We start from the raw sequence: 16,216 nt of genomic DNA, 5'->3' as shown, positions 1-16,216 counted from the left end.
GGCAGCGAAGCCGCGTGCCGTCGACCGGAGGCCGACACCGTGAGGTATTTGGGTACTATGGCGGCGGAGGTGTATCAACAATGACGACGGCGGCGAAGCCGGTACGCCAGTCCCCGCTGAAGGTGGACCCGGCGACGGACAAGTTGATCAGCCAGGGCGCTCATTTCCTGGGGCTGACGAAGAAGGACCTGGTGGCCGAGGCGGTCCGGGCGTATCTGGAGCAACGCCGTGAGGATTTGCGATCCGGCATGGTGGAAGCGCTCAGCGTGCTGGATGGGTCGCTGAAATCGGATGTGATGCTGCTGACCGGGCTGACCGCGGAGGAGATCGACGCGGTCGGGGGAATCGGGGAATGAGCGGACCCGGCCCGCTGCGCCCGGCCCGCCCGACGCTGCGCTGCTTACGCGAGGATTTGCGCCTCGAGGTGCCGCCGGTCACGGCACCGCTGGACGAGATCGACCACCCGGTGCTGGCCAAAGCGTCCGAGCAGTTCGCGGATGAGGACGGCAAGCACGAACGCATCCTGTCCGTGGATGACCAGGTGCTGTTCAAGGTCAAGGTGCAACGGTGGCGCGGCGCGGTATGGCTGGACGCCGACCTGCCGTGGCTGGTCGCGGCGGGTCGGCGCGAGGACGGCTCGGGCGGTGACTTCTATGCAGCCCTCGAGGCCGATGGACGCGCTGGCCGGGCTCGCTACAACGCGGAACATTCCGACGGCCTGAAGACCACGACGCACACCGCTTACCTCCTGCCCGCGCGCGAGGACCACGTCCGGTACCGCGCCGAGGCAGGTGTCCGCTTCGTGCGCCGCCTGCGGGCGACTCTGCTGGACCTGGCGCACGCCACGCTGCGCGACGGCCGTGAGCACACGCGCGAGTTCGACACTTTCACCCTTGGCCTCCAGGTGCGGGCGGACGACGGCCATGAGACCTACCTCGCCGTCCGGATCACCGGCTCCGTTCCGCCGAACCTGACCGTGCTGATCCTGCGCAACGTCCCCGGCTGCGAGGCTGAAGGCTGGTACCCGGAGTACGCCCTGCCTGAGCGGGACCTGCTCCCGGCCGAACAGGCGTGGTCCAACCTCATGGACCCACGCGCGGCCGCCCAAGTGCTGGACGAGATGGGGTAGCCAGGCGTCCGTCGGCGCGAACTGCAACCCCGATGTCTGGGTTGTCCACGATCGTGGGCAGGCGAGGCGCTTGGTCTCACAGCGATGCACATCCGGGCATCAAAGAACCCCTCGCGCGTTTCCGCAGGGAGAGGGTAAGTGCGCCCCCGGCAGGACTCGAACCTGCGGCCAAGCGCTTAGAAGGCGCCTGCTCTATCCACTGAGCTACGGGGGCCGGGTGTGGCCGGGTGGCGAAGGGGGCCGGATGTGGGGGCATCCGTGACCTTGCCGGGGACAAGGATAGGGGTTTCGGGTCCGTGTCCCTGGTGCTCCGCCTCCGCGCCACGATGTGGAGGTTCAGTGAAGCGGTCCTGATAATCGCAGGCAGGTGCGAATCTCGCATCGCTTTTGGCGTCTCGTGCCACGGGTGTTGTGCACTCGTTATGCCTGCGCCCCGGCCGCCCCTTCCGTCACCCGTGTCCGATCGGCGCGCAGAACGGTCCATATGCTTTAGAAAACCGATAAAATTGGGCATTCTTCGCATGTGGTGACCTTGGACGTACGGCCTCAATTGCTTGACGCACTCTCCGCCCTGCGCGAGCGTGTCGCCGCCGCACGCTTTCCGCTCCCCCTCGCGGGGGCGCCACGCGCGCGTGCCAACCGGGACGAGCTGCTCGCGCAGCTCGACGACTATCTGGTGCCCCGGCTCAAGGCACCCGAAGCGCCCCTGCTCGCCGTCATCGGCGGTTCCACCGGCGCGGGGAAGTCCACACTGGTGAACTCCCTGGTCGGACGGCGGGTCAGCGAAGCGGGCGTGCTGCGGCCCACGACACGTACACCCGTGCTCGTCTGCCATCCGGACGACCATCTCTGGTTCGCCGGGATGCGCGTCCTGCCCGACCTCACGCGCGTGTGGGTGCCGCAGCGGGACCCCATGGACAGCGGCGTGAACGGGGAGAACGGCGAGGAGGACGACGAGGACGACGCCGTCCTGGGCCTCGCGGCCGAGGACGAGCGCGCCCTGCGCATCGAGACGGCGCCCAGCCTGCCGCGCGGGCTGGCCCTGCTGGACGCGCCCGACATCGACTCCCTCCTCGCGGACAACCGCGTCCTGGCCGCGGAGCTGCTCTCCGCCGCCGACGTATGGGTCCTGGTGACCACCGCGTCGCGCTACGCCGACGCGGTGCCCTGGCACCTGCTCCGCACCGCCAAGGAGTACGACGCCACCCTCGTCACCGTCCTCGACCGCGTGCCCCACCAGGTGGTGACCGAGGTGTCACGGCAGTACGCGGCGCTCCTGACGAAGGCGGGGCTCGGCGACGTACCGCGCTTCACCGTGCCGGAGCTGCCCGAGTCCGCGGGCGGCGGCGGCCTCCTGCCCGCCACCGCCGTCGCGCCCCTGCGCGCCTGGCTCACGCACCGGGTGCAGGACCCCGAGGCCCGCGCCCAGGCCCTCACCCGTACGGCGAACGGGGTACTCGACTCGCTCGACACCCGCATGCCCGAACTGGCCGGCGCGGTCGCCGCCCAGCACGCCGCCGCGCTACGGCTCACCTCCGCCGTCGACGAGGCGTACGACACCGAGCACGCACGCGTGCGGGGCCGCCTGCAGGCCGGGGCGGTACTCGCGGGAGGCGCCCTGAAACGCTGGCGCAGCTACCCGCTGGACTGCGCGGCGGACGAACTCCTCGACGCCATCTGCGAGAGCCTGGAGGCGCTCCTGCTGTGCGCGGTGACCGCTGCCGACGAGCGCATCGACGAGGCCTGGCGGCGGGAGCCCGCCGCGGGCGCCCCCGGCCTCGCCGACCGCGATCCTTCGATGGACAGCGCCGAGCACCGCATCGGGATGGCCGTCCGCAGATGGCGGCGCGTCCTGGAGGAGTACGCCGAGGACGAGGTCCGCGTCCTGCAGAGCGTGGAGAGGAACACGCTCCCCGACCCCGAGACGATCGCCGCGCTGCTGGCCACCGCGCTCCTCGGCGGCCACCGCGCGCGCGTGGCCGGTGAGGTGCTCGCCCAGCGGATCGGCGCCCAGGCCGCCGTCCGGCTGCGCGACAGGGGCGCCCACCTGCTCGTCGGCTACCTGGAGAAGGTCCTCGCCATCGAGCGCGAGCGCAGGCTCGCCCCCTTGGACGCCCTCGCCGTGCACCCCGAACCCCAGGCCGCACTCATCGCCGCCCTGTCCGTACTGCAGAAGGAGAGGTGACGCGGTGACCACCGTCACTGATCACACCGAGCACGACGAGCGGGGCGAGCGGGGCGAGCGCCCGGGGAGCCCCGGCCGGAGCACCCAGGGCTCCCGGGAGACCTGGGGGGACGGTCTCATCGCGCGGCGTGTCGTGGAGGGCCGGCCGCAGCGGCCGGCGGAGAGCACGGTACGCGCGTACGCCCCGTCCACGCAGCCCCCCGCCTCGTACGAGGGACCGCTCGCGGAGCGGCTCGACGCGCTGCGGGAACTGGTCGGGCTCTCCCGCCCCCGCCTCGACACCAGCACCCTCGCCGAGGCGGGCCGCGTCCTCGACGAGTCCGACGCCCGGCGCAAACTGTCGGGACGGCACACGGTCATCGCCATCGCGGGCGCCACCGGCAGCGGCAAGTCGACGCTCTTCAACGCCCTCGCCGGCGTGATGATCTCCGACACCGGCGTCCGCAGGCCGACGACCGCCGCGCCCCTCGGGTGCAGCTGGACGGACGGCGCGGCGGGCCTCCTCGACCGGCTCGGCATCCCCGGACGGCTGCGCCGCCGCCCGCTCCAGGGGCCCGGCGCCGACGAGCTGAAGGGGCTCGTGCTGGTCGACCTGCCGGACCACGACTCGGCGGCCGTCGAGCACCGCGAGCACGTCGACCGCATCCTGGGGCTCGTCGACGCCGTCATCTGGGTCGTCGACCCCGAGAAGTACGCCGACGCGATGCTCCACGAGCGCTATCTGCGGCCCATGGCAGGCCATGCCGAGGTCACGTTCGTGGTGCTCAACCAGATCGACAGGCTGCCCGGCGACGCCGCCGACCAGGTCCTCGACGACCTGCGACGGCTCCTCGACGAGGACGGCCTCGCGCTCGGCGAGCACGGCGAACCCGGCGCCACGGTCCTCGCGCTCTCCGCGCTCACCGGCCAGGGCATGGAGGAGCTGCGCGAGTCCCTGAGCCAGTTCATCCGGCAGAGGTCGGCCGCGGCCCGGCGCATCACCGCCGACCTGGACGCCGCGGCGGAACGACTGCGTCCGGTGTACGTGGCGGGGGCGTCGGCGGGCCGCAACCGGGGCCGCATCGGGCTCAGCGAGGAGGCGCGCGAGGAGTTCACCGACCGCCTCGCCGAGGCCGTGGGCGCCACCACCGCGGGCGAGGCCGCGGAACGGGCCTGGTGCAGGAACGCGGTCAAGGCGTGCGGCGACCCCTGGCTGCACCTGTGGCGGTGGTACGAGGCGCGGCGCTCGGCCGAGGGTTCGACCTCGCCCCTCGCGCCCGGCCCCGTCGACGAGGAGGTGACGGCGCGCCAGCGCGTGGAGCACGCGGTGCGCGCGGTGGCCGACGAGGCGGCCGCAGGGCTGCCCCAGCCCTGGGGACAGGCCGTACGCGAGGCCGCGGTGCGCGGCGCCGAAGGGCTGCCCGAGACGCTCGACCTCCTCGCGGTACGGGCGGGCGTGCCCGCGGGACGGCCGCCGAGGCCCAACTGGTGGCCCGGTGCGGTGCTCGCGCAGGCGGCGATGAGCCTGCTCCAGGTGATCGGCGGCCTCTGGCTCCTGGCCCAGGTCATCGGCATCGCCACGCCGAACCTGGGCGTCCCGGTGCTCCTGATGCTGACCGGCATCCTGGGCGGCCCCTGCGTGGAGTGGACGAGCCGCCTCGCGGCGCGCGGACCGGCGAGGCGGTACGGGGCAGAGGCGGAACGGCGGCTGCGGGAGGCCGCCGCGGGGTGCGGCCGGGCCAGGGTCCTCGACCCGGTGGCGGCGGAACTGCTGCGCTACCGGGAGGTGCGGGAGCAGTACGTGCGGGTGACGGGGGCGCGGGCGCCCCTGTGGTGAGCCCGGGCGGGGGCCCCGCGAGGGTGACGGAGTTTTCCACAACCGGCGGGTAGCCCACAGGTCCCAGCGGGATCGGCCGGGCCCGTGCAGTCTGAGAACGCAGCCGCGGGAGGCGCGGCGGAGGCAGCAGCGGACGCACGGGGAGAGCGCGATGAACGAGACGACGGTCACGGTGGTGGGGAACGTGGCGACGACACCGGTGTACCGGGAGTTGCCGTCGGGACCGGTGGCACGGTTCAGGCTCGCGGTGACGGCGCGGTACTTCGACGCGGTGAAGAACACCTGGAACGACGGGCACACGAACTTCTTCACGGTGTGGGCGCGGCGCGCACTCGGCGCCAACGTGCAGGGCTCGCTCGCGGTCGGCGAACCGGTCATCGTGCAGGGCCGGTTGAAGGTGCGCGACGAGGAACGGGGCGGCCAGCACTGGACGTCGGCCGACATCGACGCGCAGACCATCGGCCACGACCTGTCGCGCGGCACCGCGGCGTTCCGGCGGGTGCTCAAGGGCGACGGGTCCCTGACGGAAGCCGCGACGGCCAGGGAGCGTCCGGAGCCGGAGCCAGTGGGCTGACCCGAGGGAAGCCCGCCCGCCCCCTGGTACCCGCGAGCCGCGCACCGCGACCGGCGGGCCGCGACCCGCGCCCCGCGTCACGGGGAGCCGACGAACCGTCAGACGGCGGCCCATGTGCGGCTTATCGGCATTTGCTTGCCATGGATTTGTCGATAAGCCCAGCTCGGAAAGGGTGTTGCGATAACGATTCCGAGTCGGATCAGCCATCGGACGGTATGACCGCGGGGAGCGGTGGGCCGTTTCCTTAGGATGCCGAACGTAACTCACGGGGCAGTTGGCAGGAGAGGCCACGCAGGTGGCAGGTGTTCCTGCCTCTTTCAATCTGCTGGCGGGACCACCCCCCTCGTTCTCAACGGGTCCCGCACGGAGGGGAATTCAGTGTTTTCTGCGCGGTCCATACGTAGCGCCCTGGGCAGTGCCGTGCGCGGCGCCATACGTGGCGGAGGCGTCGCGCGCCTCGCCGCGGTGGCCGCGGCGTCCGGGCTCGTCGCCACGGGCGCGTTGGCCACCGCCGGACCGGCCGCGGCGGAAGAGTCGCCGCAGCACCGGGGCGGGGCGACCGCCACGCTGGGCGGACTGCAGACCTACGACCAGGCCGTCATCCGTGAGAACGGCAGCTCCCAGCAGGTGCCGGCGGGCCTCTTCGAGATGTCCGTCGAGAACGGCGGCACCCTGCAGACCTACTGCGTGGACATCCACAACCCCACGCGCAAGGACGCCGGCTACCAGGAGACCCCGTGGAGCGGCACCTCGCTGCACGGCAACCGTGACGCGGGGAAGATCCGCTGGATCCTGCAGCACTCCTACCCCCAGGTGAACGACCTCGCGGCGCTCGCCGAGAAGGCCGGCGCGAAGTCCCTCACCGAGCAGACCGCCGCGGCGGGCACCCAGGTGGCGATCTGGCGGTACTCGGACCGGGCCGAGGTCGAAGCCGTCGACCCGCAGGCCGAGAAGCTCGCCGACTACCTGGAGCGGAGCGCGCGCACCAGCGCCGAGCCGAGGGCCTCGCTCACCCTCGAACCGCCCGCCGTCTCCGGGCGCGCGGGGGAGCGGCTCGGCCCCGTCACCGTGCGGACCGACGCGGAGGCGGTCACCGTGACGCCGCCCACGGACTCCGTGACGAGCGGGGTGCGGATCGTCGGCAAGGACGGCAAGCCCGTGAAGTCCGCGGGCGACGGCACCCGGCTCTACTTCGAGGTGCCGAAGGACGCCCCCGACGGCACGGCCGCGCTCTCGGTCCAGGCGTCGACCACCGTGCCGGTCGGCCGGGCGTTCACCTCCGAGACCCGGAGCCAGACGCAGATCCTCGCCGGCTCCAGCGAGTCGACCGTGTCGGCCACGGCGACGGCCGACTGGGCCACCGAGGGGGCGATACCCGCGCTGTCGGCGGAGAAGAACTGCGCCAAGAGCGGCGTGGACATCACGGCGAGCAACAAGGGCGACAAGCCCTTCACCTTCCGCCTCATGGGGTTCAAGCACACCATCGAGGCGGGCACGTCGCAGACCGTGACGGTCCCGCTCCAGGAGGACCAGGCGTACGACTTCACGATCCGGGCGCCCAGCGGCTTCGAGAAGCGCTTCAGGGGCGTCCTGGACTGCAGGACCGAGGGCGCGGCGATCACCGGCAAGTCCCAGCAGGCCAACGAGCCCGCCCCCGCGTCGGCCGGCGGCACCACGGGCATGGGCGGCGGCGACCTCGCCGAGACCGGCAGCTCGGGCGACACGCCGCTGATGGCCGGCGTCGCGGTGGCCTTCGTCGTCCTCGGCGGAGCGGTGGTCTTCCTCCTCCGCAAGAAGAAGGGCTGACCCGGCCCCGGGCGCGGAACCAGCCGGTTTCCGCCCAGGGCTGGCCGTACGGCAAGATGGGGTGTATCTGCCCACTCACTGATTGCCGGACGGTTTCTCTTGGCTGAGTACATCTACACCATGCGCAAGACGCGCAAGGCGCACGGCGACAAGGTGATCCTCGATGACGTCACCTTGAGCTTCCTTCCTGGCGCGAAGATCGGTGTCGTGGGCCCCAACGGCGCCGGCAAGTCCACGGTGCTCAAGATCATGGCGGGTCTGGAGCAGCCGTCGAACGGTGACGCGTTCCTCTCGCCCGGGTTCAGCGTCGGCATCCTCATGCAGGAGCCGCAGCTCGACGAGTCGAAGACCGTCCTGGAGAACGTGCAGGACGGCGCCGCCGAGATCATGGGCAAGCTCAAGCGCTTCAACGAGGTCGCCGAGCTGATGGCGACCGACTACTCCGACGCGCTGATGGAGGAGATGGGCAAGCTCCAGGAGGACCTGGACCACGCCAACGCCTGGGACCTCGACGCCCAGCTCGAACAGGCCATGGACGCGCTCGGCTGCCCGCCCGGCGACTGGCCCGTCACCACCCTCTCCGGCGGTGAGAAGCGCCGCGTCGCGCTCTGCAAGCTCCTCATCGAGGCGCCCGACCTGCTCCTCCTCGACGAGCCCACCAACCACCTCGACGCCGAGTCGGTGAACTGGCTGGAGCAGCACCTCTCCCAGTACTCCGGCGCCGTCGTGGCGGTCACCCACGACCGGTACTTCCTGGACAACGTCGCCCAGTGGATCCTGGAGCTCGACCGCGGGCGCGCCCACCCCTACGAGGGCAACTACTCCACGTACCTGGAGAAGAAGGCCGCGCGTCTGAAGGTCGAGGGCCAGAAGGACGCCAAGCGCGCCAAGCGACTGAAGGAAGAGCTGGAGTGGGTGCGGTCCAACGCCAAGGGGCGTCAGGCCAAGTCCAAGGCGCGTCTGGCGCGCTACGAGGAGATGGCCGCCGAGGCGGACAAGATGCGGAAGCTGGACTTCGAGGAGATCCAGATCCCGCCGGGCCCGCGTCTGGGCTCGATCGTCGTCGAGGTCGAGCACCTCTCGAAGGCCTTCGGCGACAAGGTCCTGGTCGACGACCTCAGCTTCTCGCTGCCGCGCAACGGCATCGTCGGCATCATCGGTCCGAACGGCGCGGGCAAGACCACGCTGTTCAAGATGATCCAGGGCCTGGAGCAGCCCGACTCCGGCAAGATCAAGATCGGTGACACGGTCAAGGTCTCCTACGTCGACCAGGGCCGCGCCAACATCGACCCCAAGAAGACGCTGTGGGCCGTCGTCTCCGACGAGCTGGACTACATCAACGTCGGCCAGGTCGAGATGCCCTCCCGGGCGTACGTCTCCGCCTTCGGCTTCAAGGGTCCGGACCAGCAGAAGCCGGCCGGGGTGCTCTCCGGCGGTGAGCGCAACCGCCTCAACCTGGCGCTGACCCTCAAGGAGGGCGGCAACCTGCTCCTCCTCGACGAGCCGACGAACGACCTCGACGTCGAGACCCTGTCCTCCCTGGAGAACGCGCTCCTGGAGTTCCCGGGCGCGGCCGTGGTCATCTCCCACGACCGGTGGTTCCTCGACCGGGTCGCCACGCACATCCTCGCCTACGAGGGCGACTCCAAGTGGTACTGGTTCGAGGGCAACTTCGAGTCGTACGAGAAGAACAAGATCGAGCGTCTCGGCCCGGACGCGGCCCGTCCGCACCGCGCCACCTACAAGAAGCTCACGCGAGGCTGAGGCGGCTGTGGCTCGACACATATACCAGTGCCCGCTGCGCTGGTCGGACATGGACGCCTTCGGGCACGTCAACAACGTCGTCTTCCTGCGGTATCTGGAAGAGGCGCGCATCGACTTCATGTTCCGGCTCGCGCCCGGTGACGGGTCGCCGTCGTTCTCCGGCGGTTCCGTCGTGGCCCGCCACGAGATCGACTACGTACGCCCGCTGGTGCACCGGCACGAGCCGGTCACCATCGAGTCGTGGGTGACGAAGATGGGCGCGGCGTCGCTCACCATCGCGTACGAGATCAAGGACGCGGAACAGGTGTATGTGCGGGCCTCGACCGTGGTCGTGCCCTTCGACCTGGAGGCGCAGCGGCCCCGGCGGATCACCGCCGAGGAGAAGGCGTTCCTCCAGAGGTACGTGGACGACGGCTCCGACAGCGGCTCGGGGGCGCTCGCCGCATGACTGAGCGGCTCCACTTCGCCGATGCCGGGGAGGCGGCGGACCTCGCCGCCTTCCTGGCCAGGCTGATCCACTACGACAAGGCCGCCGCCGTGCGGCTGCAGGCCGCCGGGGACACGCTCGCCGTGTTCGGGCGGCCGCCGTCGTTCGAGGTGCTCGCCATCCGTACGGCGCGGCTCGCCGAGCCGTACGAGCACGGGCGCGGCACCGCGCTGGACGTCACCGTCTCGGCGGGGGAGTTCCTGGAGTCCGTGGGCGAGGCCGCCCAGTCGGTCCTCGCGGCGGGCGTCGCCGCCGTGCCGGATGCCGTCACCGGGCCGCCCTGGGCGGGCGTCCTTCCGCCCCGCGGCGGCTGGCGGCAGGAGCCGGGGCTCCCGGCCCCCGAGGCGGTGCGGGACCTGGTCCGGGTCGCCGTCACCGAATTCCGTACCCGGATCGAGGAGTTGCCCGCCGAGCGGCGGGTCCGCGCCGAGCTGGACCGGGTGGGCCGGGAGATCTGGTCCAGGACCATCGGCGGCACGGGCCTGCCGGTGCGCGCCGCGCACGCCGCGCAGTCCCTCGGCTTCCTGCGGGGCGACACGCTGACCCTGCTGTCGTCGGGGGCGTGGCTCCGGCTGCGTACGCCCTACGGGTCCGTGGCCGTGCGCCGGGCGGGTGCGCCGGGGCTCTCCGTCACACCCGCCTGACCGGGGCCGGTCAGCCCTCGGAGTTGACCATGGAGGCCGCCGCGTACGTCAGGTAGTTCCACAGTGTCCGCTCGTGCTCCTCGGAGAGGCCGAGCTGGTCGACGGCCGTCCGCATGTGCTTCAGCCACGCGTCGTGCGCCGCGCGGTCTACGGTGAACGGGGCGTGCCGCATGCGCAGGCGCGGGTGGCCGCGGTTGTCGCTGTAGGTGCGCGGGCCGCCCCAGTACTGCATCAGGAAGAGCGCGAGGCGCTCCTCGGCGGGACCGAGGTCCTCCTCGGGGTACATCGGCCGAAGGAGCGGGTCGTCCGCGACTCCCTGGTAGAAGAGGTGCACCAGGCGCCGGAAGGTCTCCTCGCCGCCGACCTGCTCGTAGTAGGTCTGCTCCTGGACCGTGCCGTGTGGGATCTCTGTCACGCTGTCCATGGTCTCAGACGGCACGGCCGAGTACGGAAGGCCTAGGACCGCCCCCGGTGCCGGTCGCGGTCCACCCCCGCCCGGCCGCTCGCATCGGCGGCTTCGGCGCAGGACAGTGGACGTATGGAACCCGACCCCGCACGTGTCGCCGACGCCAGGGCCTCCCTCGTGCGCGAGCTGGAGGCCGGCGGCGCCTGGGCGGAGGACCCCGCCTGGCGTGCGGCGTTCGAGGCCGTGCCGCGGCACCTGTTCGTGCCGTACTACTACCTCGGGGTGCCCGGCGGGTACGAACGGCTGTGGTGCGAGGACCCCGACGCCGGGCGCCGCGCCCGCTGGCTGCGCGGGGCCTACGCCGACGCCCCGCTCGCCACCCGCGTACGCGACGGAGAGCTGATCTCCTCCAGCAGCCAGCCGTCCCTCATGGCGAAGATGCTGGCGTGGCTCGACGTGCGGGACGGGGCCGGCTGCGACGTCCTGGAGATCGGCGCCGGCACCGGCTACAACGCCGCGCTGCTCGCCCACCGGCTCGGTGACGACCGCGTCACCACCGTCGACCTCGACCCGGAGATCACCGAGTCCGCGCGCCGGCACCTGGCCGCCGCCGGTTACCGCCCGGCCGTGGTGACCGGCGACGGGGCCGCGGGCTGCCGGGAGCGCGCGCCGTACGACCGGATCATCGCCACCTGCACCCTCAGCTCGGTGCCGCGCGCCTGGCTCGCCCAGTGCCGCCCCGGCGCCCGCATCCTCACGCCGCTGGCCACCGGCCTGATCGCGCTGACCGTGCGGGACGCCGACCACGCCGAGGGGCGCTTCCTGCACACGCCCGCCTACTTCGTGCCGCTGCGCGGCGGCGACGTACGCGGCCCCTACGAGCGGCACATCGGGGGGCTGCCGCGCGAAGTCCTAGGGAATGAACTCTTCCGGTTCCTTCTGGAGCTGACCGCGGGCAGCCTCGACCCGCACGAGGCGCTCGCGCTGTGGCAGCGCGAGCGGCGGCCGGTGCGCGAGCGCTTCGGGGTGACCGTGCGCGGACCGTACGAGTGGGCCTGGCTCGACGACCCCGAAGGGCCGTACGTCTGGCCGCTGTGACGGTCCGCGTCCGGCCCGTGGCCGGTGCGCGTGCGGGTCAGTCGCGGCGGACCGTGATCGTGGTCCAGGCGCCCACGTGTACGCGGTCGCCGTCCTGGAGCGGGACGGGCACGAACGGCTGGATGGGCTCATCGCCGTCGTTGACCGTCGTGCCGTTCGTGGAGTTCTGGTCGACGACCGCCCAGCTCCCGTCCGGCTGCTGGACCAGGACCGCGTGCTGGTGCGAGACGCCCGGGTCCTCCGGGGGCACCGACAGGTCGATGTCCGGGGTGTCGCCCGTGGAGTGGCGGCGGCGGCCGATGGTCAGCTGGTTGCCGGCCAGCGGGCGCTGCTGCTCCGGCGAGTACGCGGGCAGGTTGAGCCCCGACGCCTCGGGGCCGCTGCGCTGCATCATCGCCATGAAGTACTCGCGGTCGGGACCGATGGTCGCCGTCCACGTGCCAGGGCCCTGCGGTGCCTGCTGCTGCGGCGCCTGCTGCTGCGGGGGCCCCTGCGGGAAGGGGTCCTGCTGCTGCGGCGGCGGGCCCTGCTGCGGGGGCGGACCCTGCGGCGGCCGGCCCTGCTGGGGCGCCGGGCTCTGGAACACGTCCGACCGCTGGAAGGGCTCCTGCTGCCGGGGCGGCCCCGAGGGAGGCTGCTCCTGCCGCGGCGGACCCTGCCGGAACGGCTCGGCCGGGGCGGGCGGCGCCGCGGCGGACGACGAGGGCGGGGAGATCACCCAGTCGTCGTCGCCACCGCCGAAGGACGGCCCCCCGGAGGACGGCCCCCCGGTGCCGGGTGGCGGGGGCGGGCCCTGCGGCGCGCCGCTCTGCTGCGGGAACGCGGGCGCGGGCGGCGCGGGCGGACCCGGCTGCTGGAACGCCTGCGGGGCGCCGGGGCCCTGCGGACCGGACGGGCCGGGCTGCCCGCCGTTGCCGTTCCCGAAGGGCGGGATCGGCTCGGCGGGGCGGTTCATCTGCGAGGGGCGCGAGCCCTGGTACTCGTACGAGTCCTGGCCCGGACGCCCGGGGGGCCCGCCGGGACCGGGGCCGGGACCGCCTGGGCCGGGGCCGCCGGGGCCGGGCTGCGAGAACTGCCGGCCCGGGTGCGGAGGCGGCATGCCGGGGCCGCCGTGCGTGGCCGGCAGCGGCGGGTTCGGCGCGGCGGGGGTGTACGACGTGGCGGTGTTCGTCAGGAAGTTCCAGCGGCACTCCTCGCAGAACGGCGCGTTCGCCTCGCGGGGCGTGCGGCACTGCGGGCAGAGCTCCGCCTCGGGGCCCGGGTCCGGCACGGCGGCCGGATGCGGGCGCCCGGGCGCGGGCTGCGAGAAGTTCGGGTCCTGGCCGGGCGGCGGCGGGGGATAGCTGTATCCGGCCGCGGGCGGCGGCGGAGGCGGCGGCGGTACGGCACCGGCCATGCGGTGACCGCAGACCTCGCACCAGTCATCGGAACCCGACTGGTGTCCGTTCGGGCAGGTCGGCATGTCGGCGCTTCCCCCTCTCCTTCTCCGGCCCGAGGGCCGTACGTGTCACGTGTGGTGGTCCGCGCGAAAGCTACCGCTTCTTCACGCGAACCGTCTTCGTCGACCGGGTCTCGAGTGTCATCTCGTCGGCCTCGGCGACCTTCGCCTTCAATCGAACAGTACCTTCCGCGGCGTCCACGACGTCCACCACCTTGGAAAGCAGTCTCGCCGTATCCGCGTTGCCGGAGGCGGCGGCGAGCTGGACGGCCCGGCCGAGCTTCGCGGTCGCCCCGTCGACATCTCCCGATTTGCGCGCGTCGAGTCCCTGCTGGATCACCTGGGCCAGCTCGGCCTGTCCCGTGTAGTGCGCGACCTGCGGATTGATGCTGGTGGACGCCGCCATGTCGTCCGTCCACACCGCGCGCACGAGGCCCTGCGACAGCGTCTGCACGCTCCCGTCGTCCTGCGGCACGACCAGGGAGACGCGGGCGGCGAGCATCTCCCGGCCGAGGTCGGCGCCGGGCACCCGCACGCAGATGTGGTAGTCGCGGGACTCGTCGCCCCAGGACCCGGTGGGGTAGTCCCCGGCCCGCGGGCCCGCCTCCGTGCGGCGGTCGGTCAGCTCCTCGACCGTGGGCGCCACCTGCTTGACGAACTTGATCTCCACGCCCACCGGTGTCCACAGGCGCAGGCTGACGTCGGCCACCTCCTTGCCCATGGCCGCCTCCATCATCGAGGTGAAGTCGGCGGCGAGCCCGGCCGGGTCGGCGACGATGTCGGCGGTGCCGAGCAGCGCGGAGGCGATCCCTTTGACCTCCTTCACCTCCCAGTCCGTGCCGACACCGCGGGCGTCGCAGGTGAAGCGGCCCGCGCAGGAGTCGAGCGCGGCCCTGAGGTCCTCGGGGGACTCGTGTTCGTTGCGGCCGTCGGTGAGCAGGATGCCGTGGCGCACCGACGACGCGGCGACGTCGGCGGAGGCGAGGATGCGGTCGGCCAGGCGCAGCCACGTGCCGATCGCCGTGCCGCCGCCCGCGCTCAGCCTGCGCAGCGCCTGCTTGGCCTGGGCGCGGGTGGCCGCGTCCGCCACCGCGAGGCGGCCGTTGCCGGGATAGACCTCCTGGGCGACGTGGGTGCCGCCGATCACCGCGAAGCGCACCCCGTCGCGCAGGGCGTCGATCGCGGCGGCCGTGGCGTCCCGCGCGCCCCGCATCTTCGTCGGCGGGTAGTCCATGGAACCCGAGCAGTCGACCATGATCGCCACGGCGGCGTCCGGGCCCTGCCCCGCGGAGTACAGGTGCGGCGCGCCGACGGCCGCGCCGATGGTGCCGCCGCCGGTCGAGCTGACCGTGGCGATGGCGTTGACCTCGCGGCCGCCCTCGGGCAGGAACTCGTTCTGGTAGACGTCGACCGAGAACTGCGGCACGTTCGATTTCGAGAAGATGGCCATGGATGCTGCTCCCCCTCAGATCCTCATGTCCTCATGCGTCCCCGGCCTCCCCCGGCCGGCGATGTGACCGCCGCGCACGCGCCGGCGGTGTGCGGCGCGTGCGTCCGCGCCGGATGCTAGGCCGATCCTGCCCCTTGCGGCACGAAGGGGAACGGGACGACGGCCACTGTTACGTTGTCGTGGCCCCCGCCGTCCAGCGCGTGGCCGACCAGGACCTGGGCGCTGTGCAGCGGCCGGTCCGCGGCGTCGGCGGGCACGGCCCGGGCCATCTCCTCGACGGCCTCGGCGTAGTTCCACAGTCCGTCCGTGCACACCACCACTACACCCGGGCGGTCGGGCTTGAAGGAAGCGGTGTGCGGCTCCAGTTCGTAGGCGTCGGCGCCGAGCCAGCCCGTGATGGCGTGCGCGCGCTCGTCGGCGTACGCCTCGGCCTCGTTCATCAGACCCGCCGCGACCATCTGCGCGGCCCACGAGTCGTCCTCGGTGAGGCGGACGGTGGGGCCCTCGCGGTCGTCGGGGACCCAGTAGGCGCGGCTGTCGCCGACCCAGCCGACGACGAGCAGGCCGCCGGCGACGACGGCGCCGACCAGGGTGCAGGCGGGCGCGTTCTGGTGCGGGCTGTGCTCGCGGGCCGAAGGGGGCTCGGCCGCGAGGGCGTTGACCGCGTCGGCCGCCGACAGGATGGCGTCGTGCATGGCCTGCTGCGGGTGCGTGCCGCGGGGGAGCGCCTCCCGCAGCGTCTCGTTGGCGGCGCGGGACGCGGCGAGCGAGGCGTCGTCGGGGCGGGTCGCGGAGGAGACGCCGTCGCAGACGATGGCGACGACGGCGGACGAGCCGTCGGGCAGGGCGGCCGCCGAGATCGCGAACGCGTCCTCGTTGCGGTGGTGGCGGAGCCCGCGGTCGCTGACCGCGGCGACGGCGTCGAGTTCCTGCTCCATGTGGTCGCGCTCGCGCGGCTGCGCGTGCCCGCAGTTCTCGCAGTACCCGTCGGCGTCGACGCGCCCCGAGCGGCAGGCCACGCAGACCTTGGCGCCCGCGGCGGGGTCGGGGCCGGGCACGGCCGTACGCGGGTCGGCGGACCCGGCGGGGACCGCGGGGGCCTCGGCGGGGAGCGGCGGGACGGCGGCCGGCGCGGGCAGCGGGTACTCGTCGGGCTCCCGCAGCTCACCGCCCGTCGAGTCCGTCCCCGGCAGGTCGGTGGGCAGGTGCGTGGGCGCGGGGGTGTCGGAGCTGTCCACCTCGGGGGCGGCCGGCCAGGGCTCCTCCGGGGCGGGGTGCCCGGCCGACCCGTTGGGGGAGGCGGCGGGACGGGCCGGCACCGCCGACAGGTCGTACCCGCACGCTCCACAGAACAGGTCACCCGACTCCAGCGGCTCCTCGCAGCTGGGGCAGGCAGACAGTTGGGGCATCTGCGACATC

Annotated in this window: 14 protein-coding genes and 1 tRNA gene; 10 read left to right on the top strand and 5 right to left on the bottom strand. The window is 72.9% G+C overall.

What is annotated here, in order from left to right:
• Positions 1 to 80: 80 nt before the first annotated feature.
• On the top strand, positions 81 to 356 hold the full coding sequence (locus AB0I16_RS10350) for a hypothetical protein (protein ID WP_261678799.1): 276 nt from the start codon (positions 81 to 83) through the stop codon (positions 354 to 356).
• Entirely contained in the window at positions 353 to 1,129 is a 777-nt protein-coding gene (locus AB0I16_RS10345; RefSeq protein ID WP_363248879.1) for a hypothetical protein, read from the top strand. The genes AB0I16_RS10350 and AB0I16_RS10345 overlap by 4 nt, the downstream gene beginning before the upstream one ends.
• Before the next feature lie 141 nt (positions 1,130 to 1,270).
• Here the strand turns inward: AB0I16_RS10345 and AB0I16_RS10340 are convergent.
• Positions 1,271 to 1,343, bottom strand: a tRNA-Arg gene (locus AB0I16_RS10340).
• A 309-nt stretch (positions 1,344 to 1,652) separates the two neighbouring features.
• Between AB0I16_RS10340 and AB0I16_RS10335 the strand changes: the two genes are divergently transcribed.
• From AB0I16_RS10335 to AB0I16_RS10305, 7 genes are all read left to right on the top strand, one after another.
• Entirely contained in the window at positions 1,653 to 3,314 is a 1,662-nt protein-coding gene (locus AB0I16_RS10335) for a dynamin family protein (RefSeq protein ID WP_363248878.1), read from the top strand.
• Between the two features lie 4 nt (positions 3,315 to 3,318).
• Positions 3,319 to 5,130, top strand: coding sequence for a GTPase (locus tag AB0I16_RS10330; RefSeq protein WP_363248877.1), 1,812 nt, complete (start codon positions 3,319 to 3,321; stop codon positions 5,128 to 5,130).
• Positions 5,131 to 5,281: 151 nt separating this feature from the next.
• Entirely contained in the window at positions 5,282 to 5,704 is a 423-nt protein-coding gene (locus AB0I16_RS10325) for a single-stranded DNA-binding protein (RefSeq protein WP_363248876.1), read from the top strand.
• A gap of 420 nt (positions 5,705 to 6,124) precedes the next feature.
• Complete coding sequence (locus AB0I16_RS10320) at positions 6,125 to 7,510, top strand: Cys-Gln thioester bond-forming surface protein (protein ID WP_363248875.1); 1,386 nt, start codon at positions 6,125 to 6,127, stop codon at positions 7,508 to 7,510.
• A 99-nt stretch (positions 7,511 to 7,609) separates the two neighbouring features.
• Entirely contained in the window at positions 7,610 to 9,274 is a 1,665-nt protein-coding gene (gene ettA / locus AB0I16_RS10315) for an energy-dependent translational throttle protein EttA (protein WP_363248874.1), read from the top strand.
• A 7-nt stretch (positions 9,275 to 9,281) separates the two neighbouring features.
• Positions 9,282 to 9,722, top strand: a complete 441-nt coding sequence (locus AB0I16_RS10310) for a thioesterase family protein (protein ID WP_363248873.1) — start codon at positions 9,282 to 9,284, stop codon at positions 9,720 to 9,722.
• Positions 9,719 to 10,405 carry a hypothetical protein gene (locus AB0I16_RS10305; protein ID WP_363248872.1) on the top strand — a complete coding sequence of 229 codons (687 nt, stop codon included), beginning with the start codon at positions 9,719 to 9,721 and terminating at the stop codon, positions 10,403 to 10,405. Before AB0I16_RS10310 ends, AB0I16_RS10305 begins: the two co-directional genes overlap by 4 nt.
• A gap of 10 nt (positions 10,406 to 10,415) precedes the next feature.
• Here the strand turns inward: AB0I16_RS10305 and AB0I16_RS10300 are convergent, their stop codons facing one another.
• Positions 10,416 to 10,829, bottom strand: a complete 414-nt coding sequence (locus AB0I16_RS10300) for a globin (RefSeq protein ID WP_363248871.1) — start codon at positions 10,827 to 10,829, stop codon at positions 10,416 to 10,418.
• Between the two features lie 114 nt (positions 10,830 to 10,943).
• Here AB0I16_RS10300 and AB0I16_RS10295 point away from each other — a divergent pair, with 114 nt between their 5' ends.
• Positions 10,944 to 11,909, top strand: coding sequence for a methyltransferase domain-containing protein (locus AB0I16_RS10295; RefSeq protein WP_363248870.1), 966 nt, complete (start codon positions 10,944 to 10,946; stop codon positions 11,907 to 11,909).
• A 37-nt stretch (positions 11,910 to 11,946) separates the two neighbouring features.
• On the opposite strand, the gene AB0I16_RS10290 is transcribed toward AB0I16_RS10295, so the two are convergent.
• The 3 genes from AB0I16_RS10290 to AB0I16_RS10280 form a co-directional block, all read right to left on the bottom strand.
• Complete coding sequence (locus AB0I16_RS10290; RefSeq protein ID WP_363248869.1) at positions 11,947 to 13,371, bottom strand: FHA domain-containing protein; 1,425 nt, start codon at positions 13,369 to 13,371, stop codon at positions 11,947 to 11,949.
• A gap of 70 nt (positions 13,372 to 13,441) precedes the next feature.
• The gene (locus AB0I16_RS10285) at positions 13,442 to 14,797 is read right to left on the bottom strand and encodes a VWA domain-containing protein (protein WP_363248868.1); all 1,356 of its coding nucleotides are present in this window, start codon (positions 14,795 to 14,797) and stop codon (positions 13,442 to 13,444) included.
• Between the two features lie 116 nt (positions 14,798 to 14,913).
• Positions 14,914 to 16,215: a PP2C family serine/threonine-protein phosphatase gene (locus AB0I16_RS10280; protein WP_363248867.1), complete on the bottom strand. Its 1,302-nt coding sequence runs from the start codon at positions 16,213 to 16,215 to the stop codon at positions 14,914 to 14,916.
• Position 16,216: the final 1 nt, after the last annotated feature.

The sequence above is a fragment of the Streptomyces sp. NPDC050703 genome (genome assembly GCF_040654435.1).
Taxonomy (GTDB): Bacteria; Actinomycetota; Actinomycetes; order Streptomycetales; family Streptomycetaceae; genus Streptomyces.
This window is presented reverse-complemented; position numbering and strand designations above follow the sequence as displayed.